Source organism: Streptomyces palmae (genome assembly GCF_004684805.1).
In the GTDB taxonomy this organism is placed as follows: Bacteria; Actinomycetota; Actinomycetes; order Streptomycetales; family Streptomycetaceae; genus Streptomyces; species Streptomyces palmae.
Window position 1 is genome coordinate 1 of record NZ_SRID01000238.1, and the last position, 10,704, is coordinate 10,704.

Genomic DNA, 10,704 nt, shown 5'->3' on the forward strand with positions numbered 1-10,704 from the left:
GGGGTGGCGGGCGCGGACGGGGGCGCCGGGCGCGACCGGGCCGCCTCCGTGGCGGGCTCAGGCGCAGGCCCGGCCCCGGCCTCCGCGCCGTTCGGGGGCGTGTCCGGGCGCGCCGCGTCGGGAGTGGCGGTCGGCTCGTCCGGGTGCGCGGCGGTCAGCGGCTTGGCCTCGTCTGGCAAGAGCACTCCTCACTGGGCCCCTCCTGAGGATGGCGGGCTGAGGGAGGAGGGACCGGACCTGCAAAGGGTCGGGATGCCATGGTATCGATCCCGCCACATTCCCCGCTCCGCGACCGTGGTGCACCGACATGGCACAGGGCGGGCGCCCGGAGTCTCCGAGTGCCCGCCCTGGGGGTGACTATGCCGGTCAGGTGCCGGTCAGATCCTGATCAGTGCCTCCAGCGGGGCGTCCTTCAGCTCCGCCGCCAGCCTTTCGCGGCCGTTCAGGAAGCCGAGCTCCAGCAGCACCGCGAGGCCGGCGACCTCGCCGCCGGCCCGGCGGACCAGTTGCAGCGACGCCTCGGCCGTGCCGCCGGTGGCGAGCACGTCGTCTATCACCAGCACCCGGTCGCCCGGGGTGAGCGCGTCGGCGTGTATCTCAATCTCGGCGGTGCCGTACTCCAGCTCGTACGCCTGGCCCAGGGTGGCGCCCGGCAGCTTGCCGGCCTTGCGGACCGGGACGAAGCCGACGTTGGCCCGTACCGCGACCGGGGCGCCCAGGATGAAGCCGCGCGCCTCCAGGCCGACGACCTTGGTGACCCGGTGCCGGACGCACAGGTCGACCAGCGCGTCGGTGAGCGCGCCGAAGGCCTCGGCGTCCGCGAGCAGCGGGGTGATGTCCTTGAACACCACTCCGGCCTTCGGGTAGTCCGCTACGTCCTTGATCCGGCTGAGCAGCAGCTCACGCAGTTCTATGCTGCCGAACGAGCTCATCGGCGCTTCCCTCCACGCCCTCGGTTGCGGGCGGCGGACTGGCCCGTCCGCCGCCCCGTGGTCTCGGCGGAGGCGCTGCCCGCCCCGCGCTGGCCGACCACTCCGGCGGGGGTGGGGCCGTCCTGCTCCTCGGTGGTGTCCTGCTCGTCCGAGTCGCCCTCGGCGTCCCGGGCACCGGCGGAGTCCGCCTTGGCGGCGGCCGAGGCGCGCTTCGCGCGCACCCGCTTGGCCAGGGCCTTCATCGCCGGGTCGCGCTCCTTGAAGTCGGCGACCAGCGGGGTGGCGATGAAGATCGAGGAGTAGGCACCGGCGGCGAGGCCGACGAAGAGCGCCAGCGAGATGTCGTTGAGCATGCCCGCGCCGAGGAAGCCGCCGCCGATGAACAGCAGGCCGGCCACCGGCAGCAGGGCGACCACCGTGGTGTTGATGGAGCGGACCAGGGTCGCGTTGAGGCTGCGGTTGGCGACCTCGCTGTAGGTGAACTTGTTCTGCTTGGTGATGCCCTTCGACGCTTCCTTGAGGCCGTCGAAGACCACCACGGTGTCGTAGAGCGAGTAGCCGAGGATGGTGAGCAGACCGATCACGGTGCCCGGGGTGACCTCGAACCCGACCAGCGCGTACACGCCGACCGTGATGGTGAGGTCGTGGATCAGCGCGATCAGCGCCGCCAGGGCCATCCGCCACTCGAAGGCCATGGCGAGGTAGATCACCACCAGCACCATGAAGATCGCCAGGCCCTTCCATGCCTTGTGGGCGATCTCCTTGCCCCAGCTGGGGCCGACCAGCTGCGTGTTGATCTTGCTCTGGTCGACCTTGAGCTTCTCGGCCAGCTTCTTCTGGACCGGCTGGGCGGCGTTGGTGTCCAGGTCGCTGATCTGGATCCGGAGCCTGCCGCCGCCGAGCGTCTGCGCCACGGCGGTGTGCCCGCTGGCGGCCGACTCCGCGGTGTGCTTGGCCTCGGTGGCGGAGATGCTGGTCTTCGGGGTCTCGAAGACCGCGCCACCGGAGAACTCGATGCCCATGTTCAGGCCCCGCACCGCCAGGCCGAGGATGGCCGTGATGGTGATCAGGATCGAGATTCCGTACCAGATCTTCCGCTTGCTGACGAAGTCGTAGCCGACCTCGCCGCGGTAGAGCCGGGCGCCGAGAGTACCGAGTCGGGACACCTCACGCCTCCTTGGTGTCGGTGGGGGCGGTGGGACGGCGCGTACCGCGGCGCAGCGGCGGCTTGGCGCCCAGGCGCCTGGGGTCCAGGCCCGACCACGGGTGGCCGGAGGCGAAGAACTTCTTCTTGGCCAGGACCGTCATCAGGGGCTTGGTGAAGAAGAACACCACGACCACGTCGAGCAGCGTGGTGAGGCCGAGGGTGAACGCGAAGCCCTGCACCTTGCCCACCGTGACGACGAACAGCACCGCGGCGGCCAGGAAGGACACGAAGTCGGAGACGAGGATGGTGCGCCGGGCGCGCGGCCAGGCGCGCTCCACGGACGGCCGCAGGGTGCGGCCCTCGCGGATCTCGTCCCGGATGCGCTCGAAGTACACGATGAACGAGTCCGCGGTGATGCCGATGGCCACGATGGCACCGCAGACCGCGGGCAGGTTCAGCGCGAAGCCGATGGCCCGGCCGAGCAGCACCATGATCGTGTAGGTGAAGGTCGCGGAGACCGCCAGGCTGGCGATGGCGACCAGGGCCAGACCGCGGTAGTAGATCACCAGGTAGAGGACGACCAGGGTGAGGCCGATGGCGCCGGCGATCAGACCGGCGTGCAGCTGGTCGCTGCCGAGCGCGGCGGAGACGGTGGTCTGGTCGGCGATCTCGAAGGTGAGCGGCAGCGCACCGTACGAGAGCATGTTCGCCAGTTCCTTGGCTTCCTTCTGGTCGAAGCCGCCGGTGATGGTGGGGTGGCCGTCGGTGATCGGGTAGCTCACCCGCGGGTCGGAGACGACCCGGCCGTCCAGCACGATGGCGAACCGGTTGGCGCCCTCGGGCTTCTTGGACAGATCGGTGGTCACGTCGGCGAAGTGCTTGGTGCCCTTGCCGGTGAAGCCGAGCTGGACGTACCAACCACCCTGCTGGGGGTCGTACCGGCCCTCGGCGTCGCTCACCTCGGTGCCCTCGACCTGCACCGGGCCGAGCAGGAACTTGCGACCGTCGTCACCGCAGGCGGCGACGTTGTCGGTGGGGCGGGCGGCAGCGGCCTGCTGGTTGGCGGCCAGCCGTGCCTTGTCGTCGACGCAGCTCAGGGTCTCGAACCGCGCGGCGGCCTGGTCAGCGGCCGGCTTCTTGGGGTCCGAGGGGTTGGGCTTGGGGTCCTTGTCGGCCGTCAGGCCCTCGGTGACGGGGCGGCCCTGGGTGGTCGGCTTGGAGCTGGGGGTGTCGTTCGGCGCGGCCTTGCCGCCCTGCTCGTCCTTCTTCCCCTGGGCGGTGTCCTTGCCGGACGGCTTGTCCTGGGCGTCCTTGCCGCCCTTGTCACCGGCGCCCGGCTTGGTCGCGGGCTTGGTGGCCGGGGTCCCCGGCGCGTCCTGCAGCACCTGCCGGAAGGTCAGCTGCGCGGTGCTGCCGACCTGCTTGCGAGCGGTCTCGGCGTCCGTCCCCTTGGGGATGTTGACGATGATGTGCTTGCTGCCCTGCGTCTGGACCTCGGCCTCGGACACGCCGAGGCCGTTGACCCGCTGCTCGATGATGTTGACAGCGGTGTTCATGTTGTCCGAGTTGATCGCGTTGGGCTTGCCCGGCTGGTTCTTGGCCTCCAGTGTGAAACTGGTGCCGCCCGCGAGGTCGATGCCCAGCCGCGGTGTGGTCTCACCGGCGGCGAACATGCCCGCCGTGAGACCCACGATCGCGAGCAGGGTCACGACCAGGGCACGCCAGGGCCTGCCCTGGGCCCCAGAGGACCTACGGCCCTTCTTCGGTGCTGCCACCTTCTCGTATCTCCCTGTCCAACCGCCCTGGCCACAGCTGTGCCCGGGCAGCCACGAAGTCTTGTGGGGACGAGCCCCCGCCGGAGCCTAGACCGTCCCGGAGCCGTGACGCACCGAGCGGGGGTGCGACACGGCTCCGGTGTGTGCCGTGGCTACTTCGTCTCGCTGTCGCCCTTGTCCTTCCCGGACTGGGCCGCGTCACCGTCCGCCTTGGTCAGGTCGGTCTTCTTGGCCTCGTCCTGGGCCTGCTCGGCGTCGCCCTCGGTCAGCGAGGAGGCGTCGTCCGGAACCGCCGGGGTCTCCTCGTCCGCGTCGGCGCCCTCGGGCTCGATGCCGTGGATGATGCGGTTGTACTCGTCGTCGTCGAGGACGGCACCCACCGCGTTCTTCGCGTAGAAGGCATGCACCCCGGGAGCGACCTCGAGGAGGACCGTGTCGTCGTGGACCTCCTTGACCGTTGCGTACATACCGCCGATGGTCCGGACGCCGGAGCCCGGCTGCATCTGCTCGCGCATCTGCACGGCCTGGCGCTGCTTGTTCTTGGCCGATCGGGTCATCAGGAACATGGCCCCAATGAGCACGATGAACGGCAGGAGAGTCACGGGATTCACGGGACGGAGATTCCTTCGCACGACCGCGGGGGGACGCGGCCTGGTCTATGGGGGTGGGCATGCCGTGCCGATACGGACGGCATCGGCGGAGTCTAAGCGAGCTCTCGCCAATGGAACAACGCCCAGCATGGCACCCGGGTTCCTGACCGGACCAGTCTCCGCGCCGCCGTGCCCTCCGTCACGCCTCCGGGGGAGCCCCCTGAGGTCTCCCGCCTCCCCGGCGGCCGGGCGCCGCACTCCGCGCCCGCGCCGTCACCCTGCGAAGAGGTCCCCCTGCGCGGTACCGGCCCCGCCGTGCCCCGGAGGGGTCAGTCCGAGGTGGGCCCAGGCGGCGGGGGTGGCGACCCGGCCGCGCGGGGTACGGGCCAGCAGGCCCTCGCGGACCAGGAACGGTTCGGCGACCTCCTCCACCGTCTCGCGCTCCTCCCCCACCGCGACGGCCAGGGTGGACAGCCCGACCGGGCCGCCGCCGAACAGCTTGAGCAGGGCCGTGAGCACCGCCCGGTCCAGCCGGTCCAGGCCGCGGCCGTCCACGTCGTAGACGTCCAGTGCCCGGCCGGCGACCTCGCTGGTGATCACTCCGTCCGCCTTGACCTGGGCGTAGTCGCGGACCCGGCGCAGCAGCCGGTTGGCGATGCGCGGGGTGCCGCGGGACCGGCCGGCGATCTCCGCCGCGCCCGGGGCCTCTATCTCCACGTCCAGCAGCCGGGCCGAGCGGTGGATGACCCGTTCCAGCTCGGGGGCGGTGTAGAACTCCATGTGCCCGGTGAAGCCGAAGCGGTCGCGCAGCGGCGGCGGCAGCAGTCCGGCCCGGGTGGTGGCGCCGACCAGGGTGAAGGGCGGCAGCTCCAGGGGGATGGCGGTGGCTCCGGGCCCCTTGCCGACGATCACGTCGACCCGGAAGTCCTCCATCGCCATGTACAGCATCTCCTCCGCGGGCCGGGACATCCGGTGGATCTCGTCGAGGAAGAGCACCTCGCCCTCGGTGAGGGAGGACAGGATCGCCGCGAGATCGCCGGCGTGCTGGATGGCGGGGCCCGAGGTGATACGGATCGGGGCGCCCATCTCGGCCGCGATGATCATGGAGAGGGTGGTCTTGCCGAGGCCGGGCGCGCCGGACAGCAGGACGTGGTCGGCGGTGCCCCCGCGCTGCCGGGCCGCCTTGAGGACCAGGTCGAGCTGCTCCCGCACCCGCTCCTGGCCGACGAACTCGCCGAGGTCCTTGGGGCGCAGCGCGGCCTCGATCGCCTGGTCCTCGCCGTCGGCCGATGAGTCGACCAGCCGGGCGTCGGGTCCGCCGTCGGTCTCGTCCCAGTTCATGGAGTGTCTTTCGGTGCGGGGGGCGGGTGGGGTGGTGGTGTCGGCGGGTGGCCGTCAGCGGGCCCGGTTGAGGGTCTGCAGCGCGGCCCGCAGCAGCTGGGGTACCTGCGGTGGGCTGCCGGCCGCCGCGGCGGCCTCGGCCTGCGGTGCCACGGCCTCCACCGCCTCCTCGGCCTCGCGGCCGGGGTAGCCCAGGCCGGTGAGCGCGGCGGTGAGCTGCTCGCGCCAGCCCGGAGCGCGGCCGGCGGCGGTGGCCGGGGCGCGGCCGGCGCCGGTCGGCTCGCCCAGGCGGTCCTTCAGCTCCAGCAGCAGCCGCTGGGCACCCTTCTTCCCGATGCCGGGGACGGCGGTGAGGGCCTTCTCGTCACCGGAGGAGACGGCCAGCCGCAGGGCGTCCGGGCTGTGCACGGCCAGCATGGCCTGGGCGAGCCGGGGGCCCACTCCGCTGGCGGTCTGCAGCAGCTCGAAGACCTGCCGCTCGTCGTCGTCGGCGAAGCCGTAGAGGGTGAGCGAGTCCTCCCGGACCACCAGTGAGGTGGCGAGTCGGGCGGGCTCTCCCACGCGCAGCCCGGAGAGCGTGGTGGGGGTGCACTGCACCGCCATGCCGACGCCGCCGACCTCGATGACGGCGGTGTCCGGGGCGAGCGCGGCCACCGGGCCGCGGACGAAGGCGATCATGCGGTGCCTCTCGGTACTCGTACGGGTGGAGCGCGGTGGGCGGCGACGGCCTGCTGGAGCCGGTTGGTGGCCGGGGCGCGCCAGATGTGGCAGATGGCCAGCGCCAGGGCGTCCGCGGCGTCGGCCGGTTTGGGCGGTGCGGCCAGCCGCAGCAGCCGGGTGACCATCGCCCCGACCTGTGCCTTGTCGGCGCGGCCGGAGCCGGTGACGGCGGCCTTGACCTCGCTGGGGGTGTGCAGCGCGACCGGCAGGCCGCGGCGTGCCGCGCACAGCATGGCGACGGCGCTGGCCTGGGCGGTGCCCATCACGGTGCGGACGTTGTGCTGGCTGAACACCCGCTCCACCGCCACGTACTCCGGCCGGTGTTCGTCCAGCCATTGCTCCATGCCCTGCTCGATCAGCACCAGCCGCTCGGCGACGGGGCTGTCCGCCGGGGTGCGTATGACGCCGACGCCGAGCATCCTCAGCGGCCGGCCGGCCACGCCGTCGACCACGCCGATTCCGCACCGGGTCAGCCCCGGGTCCACACCGAGCACCCGCACCGCGCCCCTCCCCCCGGCTCCGCCTCGTCCGTTCCCGCGTTCCGTCCTGGTGCCGCGCGCGGCCCGGCCATCCGGGCGGTTTGTCCGCGCAGCGGGGTCGAACCCCTGATCAAGCACAGTAGCGGCTGCCACTGACAACGCGAGGGGCCGACGGGTGTGTGTCCCCGTCGGCCCCTGCGGTGAGCCGGTGTCAGGCGTCGACCTTCGCCATGACCTCGTCCGAGACGTCGAAGTTGGCGAAGACGTTCTGCACGTCGTCGCTGTCCTCCAGCGCGTCGATCAGCTTGAAGATCTTGCGGGCGCCTTCCTCGTCCAGCTCCACCTGCATGGTGGGCAGGAAGTTGGCGTCGGCCGAGTCGTAGTCGATGCCGGCCTCCTGGAGGGCGGTGCGGACCGCGACCAGGTCGGTGGCCTCGGAGACCACCTCGAAGGACTCGCCGAGGTCGTTGACCTCCTCGGCGCCCGCCTCCAGGACGGCACCGAGCACGTCGTCCTCGGAGAGCTCGCCCTTGGGGACGATCACCACGCCCTTGCGGTTGAACAGGTACGAGACCGAGCCCGGGTCGGCCATCGAGCCGCCGTTGCGGGTCATGGCCACGCGGACGTCGGAGGCGGCGCGGTTGCGGTTGTCGGTGAGGCACTCGATGAGCACCGCGACACCGTTGGGCCCGTAACCCTCGTACATGATCGTCTGGTAGTCGGCACCGCCGGCCTCCAGACCCGCGCCGCGCTTGACGGCGCTGTCGATGTTCTTGTTCGGGACCGACTGCTTCTTCGCCTTCTGGATGGCGTCGTACAGCGTCGGGTTGCCGTCCGGATCGGCGCCGCCGGTGCGCGCCGCGACCTCGATGTTCTTGATGAGCTTCGCGAAGAGCTTGCCGCGCTTGGCGTCGATCACGGCCTTCTTGTGCTTCGTCGTAGCCCATTTAGAGTGGCCGGACATCCGCCTGTCTCCTTCGCGTACTCACTTCGAAACGAACGTGTGTGATCCTACCGGGATCCGGCGCACTGCTGTGGCGTACCCCGAAGGCCGCAACCGGGTGGCCGGTTCCCGGACGGGCCGCGGCCGGTGCGGCGCGACCGCGGCGGAGTGCTCAGGCGCCGCGGACCATCTCCACGAAGAGCGCGTGCACCCGGTGGTCTCCGGTCAGCTCCGGGTGGAAGGAGGTGGCCAGTACGTTCCCCTGGCGCACCGCGACGGTGTGCCCGTCGTGGCGGGCCAGCACCTCGACCTCGCCACCCACCGACTCCACCCAGGGGGCGCGGATGAAGACGCCCTCCACCGGGCCGCCCTCGACCCCGCTGACCTCGACGGACGCCTCGAAGGACTCGTTCTGCCGGCCGAAGGCGTTGCGGCGCACGATCATGTCCACGCCGCCGAAGGTCTGCTGGTCCTCCCGGCCGTCGAGGATCTTGTCGGCGAGCATGATCATGCCGGCACAGGTGCCGTAGACCGGCAGCCCCGCGCGGATGCGCTCGCGGAGCGGCTCCAGCATGCCGAAGACCCCGGCCAGCTTGGACATGGTGGTGGACTCGCCGCCGGGTATGACCAGGCCGTCGATCTCGGCCAGTTCCTCGGGGCGGCGCACCGGGCGGGCCAGGGCGTCGGCCTCGGCGAGCGCGACCAGGTGCTCGCGGACGTCGCCCTGGAGGGCGAGCACGCCGATCACGGGGGTGCCGGGAGTGCGCGCGGGACTGGACACGGGGCTGGACACGGGGTGGACCTTTCGGGAGTTCGGGGCGCTGGGCGGGCCGCGCCGGGCGAGGGAGCGCGGGGCCTGCCGCGCGGGTGCCCCGCCGGATCGGGACCGGCGGGGCACCCCGCGGTGGGTCAGCCCGCGGGTGGGGTTGCCGTCACCAGCCGCGGTTGGCGTAGCGCTCCGCCTCGGGGAGGGTGTCGCAGTTGATGCCCACCATGGCCTCGCCGAGGTCGCGGGAGGCGTCGGCGATGACCTTCGGGTCGTCGTAGAAGGTGGTGGCCTTCACGATGGCGGCGGCGCGCTTGGCCGGGTCGCCGGACTTGAAGATGCCGGAGCCGACGAAGACGCCCTCGGCGCCGAGCTGGCGCATCAGGGCGGCGTCGGCCGGGGTGGCCACACCGCCGGCGGAGAACAGCACGACCGGCAGCTTGCCCAGCTCGGCGACCTCCTTGACCAGCTCGTACGGGGCGCGCAGCTCCTTGGCGGCGGCATACAGCTCGTGGTTGTCGAAGCCGCGCAGCTTGGCGATCTCGTTCTTGATCTGGCGCAGGTGACGGACGGCCTCGACCACGTTGCCGGTGCCGGCCTCGCCCTTGGAGCGGATCATGGCCGCGCCCTCGGCGATCCGGCGCAGGGCCTCGCCGAGGTTGGTGGCGCCGCAGACGAAGGGGGTGGTGAAGGCCCACTTGTCGGAGTGGTTGACCTCGTCGGCCGGGGTGAGCACCTCGGACTCGTCGATGTAGTCGACGCCGAGCGACTGCAGCACCTGGGCCTCGACGAAGTGGCCGATCCGGGACTTGGCCATGACCGGGATGGAGACGGCGTTGATGATGCCCTCGATCATGTCCGGGTCGGACATCCGGGCCACGCCGCCGTCCTTGCGGATGTCGGCCGGCACCCGCTCCAGGGCCATGACGGCGACGGCACCCGCGTCCTCGGCGATCTTGGCCTGCTCCGGGGTGACCACGTCCATGATCACGCCGCCCTTGAGCTGCTCGGCCATGCCGCGCTTGACACGTGCGGTGCCGGTGGCGGGAGCCTGGTCCTGGCTGGGAGTGGTGGGAAGCGCGCTGGACACGGTTTGACCTCACTTGATGACGATGGGGGCGCCATGAGCCGGACGCCGCCCTGGCGGACGGCGGGTGGACTCGCTCGCCACCACGCCTGGATCGCCAACCGGTCCAGACCATGGGGGCGATGACTACAGAGGAGACAAAACCGGCTGGAGGTGGGCCACCACAAGGGCCAATCACCGGCGGGTGGCTCGTCGGCGAGGGCGGTCCGCAGGTCAGGCGGCTCGTTCCACCAGGGCCGGCGGCGGCTCGTCGTCCATTTCGAAGGCCATCGGGAACGGTGCGTGTCCGGCCAGCCGGAACCAGCGCACCTTGCGGTGCCGCCGCAGCGCGCGGGCCGCGCGGACCGCGTCGTTGTGGAACCGGCGGGCCATCGGCACCCGGCGCACCGCCTCCGCCAGCTCCCCCAGCGTGCTCTCCCCGCCCGGAGCCTGCTGCACCGCCTCCACCTGGGCCGACTCCTCGAAGACCGCGCGCAGCGCCTGGCTCAGCTCGCTCTCCGCGACCTCCCGGTTCTCCTCCTCCGCCTGCCGGGCGGCGTGCGCCGCCTGGTACAGCACGATGGAGGAGGCCGGATCGAGCACCTTGGCGGTGGCGAGCTCCTGCGCCACCGAGGCCCGGCGCAGCAGCTGCGCGTCCAGGGCCGCCCGCGCCGCGTCGAGGCGGCTGTGCAGTCGGTCCAGGCGGCCCGCCGTCCAGCTCAGGTAGACGGCTACCAGGACGAGGGCGACCGCGATCCAGATCAAAGTGCTCACGGCGCGCCACGGTATCGCCTGCGGCGGGCTTGGCGGTTTTGTGGTGCGGGGGGCGGCGTGCGGTCGCGGCGGGGTGGGGTGGCGCCCCGGCGCCTGTGGGGCCCCGCTGGGGTGGTTGTGGCACCGCCGGGGAGGTGGGGGTGGCGTCTCGCCGTCGCGGCGGGATGGGGG

General features: G+C 71.9%; 11 protein-coding genes. All 11 read right to left on the reverse strand.

Features of this window, described 5'->3' with window-relative positions; translation table 11 throughout:
* Nucleotides 1-377: 377 nt before the first annotated feature.
* The 11 genes from E4099_RS21855 to E4099_RS21905 all read right to left on the reverse strand — a co-directional run bounded on the left by E4099_RS21855 (nucleotide 378) and on the right by E4099_RS21905 (nucleotide 10,533).
* Nucleotides 378-932, reverse strand: a complete 555-nt coding sequence (locus E4099_RS21855) for an adenine phosphoribosyltransferase (protein ID WP_135340809.1) — start codon at nucleotides 930-932, stop codon at nucleotides 378-380.
* Nucleotides 929-2,098: a protein translocase subunit SecF gene (gene secF / locus E4099_RS21860; RefSeq protein WP_135340810.1), complete on the reverse strand. Its 1,170-nt coding sequence runs from the start codon at nucleotides 2,096-2,098 to the stop codon at nucleotides 929-931. Before secF ends, E4099_RS21855 begins: the two co-directional genes overlap by 4 nt.
* Before the next feature lies 1 nt (nucleotide 2,099).
* Complete coding sequence (secD, locus tag E4099_RS21865; protein WP_135340811.1) at nucleotides 2,100-3,854, reverse strand: protein translocase subunit SecD; 1,755 nt, start codon at nucleotides 3,852-3,854, stop codon at nucleotides 2,100-2,102.
* Nucleotides 3,855-4,006: 152 nt separating this feature from the next.
* Nucleotides 4,007-4,465 (reverse strand): preprotein translocase subunit YajC, encoded by a 459-nt coding sequence (gene yajC, locus E4099_RS21870; RefSeq protein WP_135340812.1) that lies wholly within the window; start codon nucleotides 4,463-4,465, stop codon nucleotides 4,007-4,009.
* Between the two features lie 252 nt (nucleotides 4,466-4,717).
* On the reverse strand, nucleotides 4,718-5,785 hold the full coding sequence (gene ruvB, locus E4099_RS21875) for a Holliday junction branch migration DNA helicase RuvB (protein ID WP_135340813.1): 1,068 nt from the start codon (nucleotides 5,783-5,785) through the stop codon (nucleotides 4,718-4,720).
* 54 nt (nucleotides 5,786-5,839) lie between these two features.
* Entirely contained in the window at nucleotides 5,840-6,463 is a 624-nt protein-coding gene (gene ruvA, locus E4099_RS21880; RefSeq protein ID WP_135340814.1) for a Holliday junction branch migration protein RuvA, read from the reverse strand.
* Nucleotides 6,460-7,005, reverse strand: a complete 546-nt coding sequence (gene ruvC / locus E4099_RS21885) for a crossover junction endodeoxyribonuclease RuvC (protein ID WP_135340815.1) — start codon at nucleotides 7,003-7,005, stop codon at nucleotides 6,460-6,462. Before ruvC ends, ruvA begins: the two co-directional genes overlap by 4 nt.
* A 190-nt stretch (nucleotides 7,006-7,195) precedes the next feature.
* Nucleotides 7,196-7,948, reverse strand: a complete 753-nt coding sequence (locus E4099_RS21890) for a YebC/PmpR family DNA-binding transcriptional regulator (protein WP_135340816.1) — start codon at nucleotides 7,946-7,948, stop codon at nucleotides 7,196-7,198.
* Nucleotides 7,949-8,099: 151 nt separating this feature from the next.
* Nucleotides 8,100-8,720, reverse strand: coding sequence for a pyridoxal 5'-phosphate synthase glutaminase subunit PdxT (gene pdxT / locus E4099_RS21895; RefSeq protein WP_245245069.1), 621 nt, complete (start codon nucleotides 8,718-8,720; stop codon nucleotides 8,100-8,102).
* Nucleotides 8,721-8,859: 139 nt separating this feature from the next.
* Nucleotides 8,860-9,783 (reverse strand): pyridoxal 5'-phosphate synthase lyase subunit PdxS, encoded by a 924-nt coding sequence (gene pdxS / locus E4099_RS21900; protein ID WP_135340817.1) that lies wholly within the window; start codon nucleotides 9,781-9,783, stop codon nucleotides 8,860-8,862.
* A 210-nt stretch (nucleotides 9,784-9,993) separates the two neighbouring features.
* The gene (locus E4099_RS21905) at nucleotides 9,994-10,533 is read right to left on the reverse strand and encodes a hypothetical protein (RefSeq protein ID WP_135340818.1); all 540 of its coding nucleotides are present in this window, start codon (nucleotides 10,531-10,533) and stop codon (nucleotides 9,994-9,996) included.
* Nucleotides 10,534-10,704: the final 171 nt, after the last annotated feature.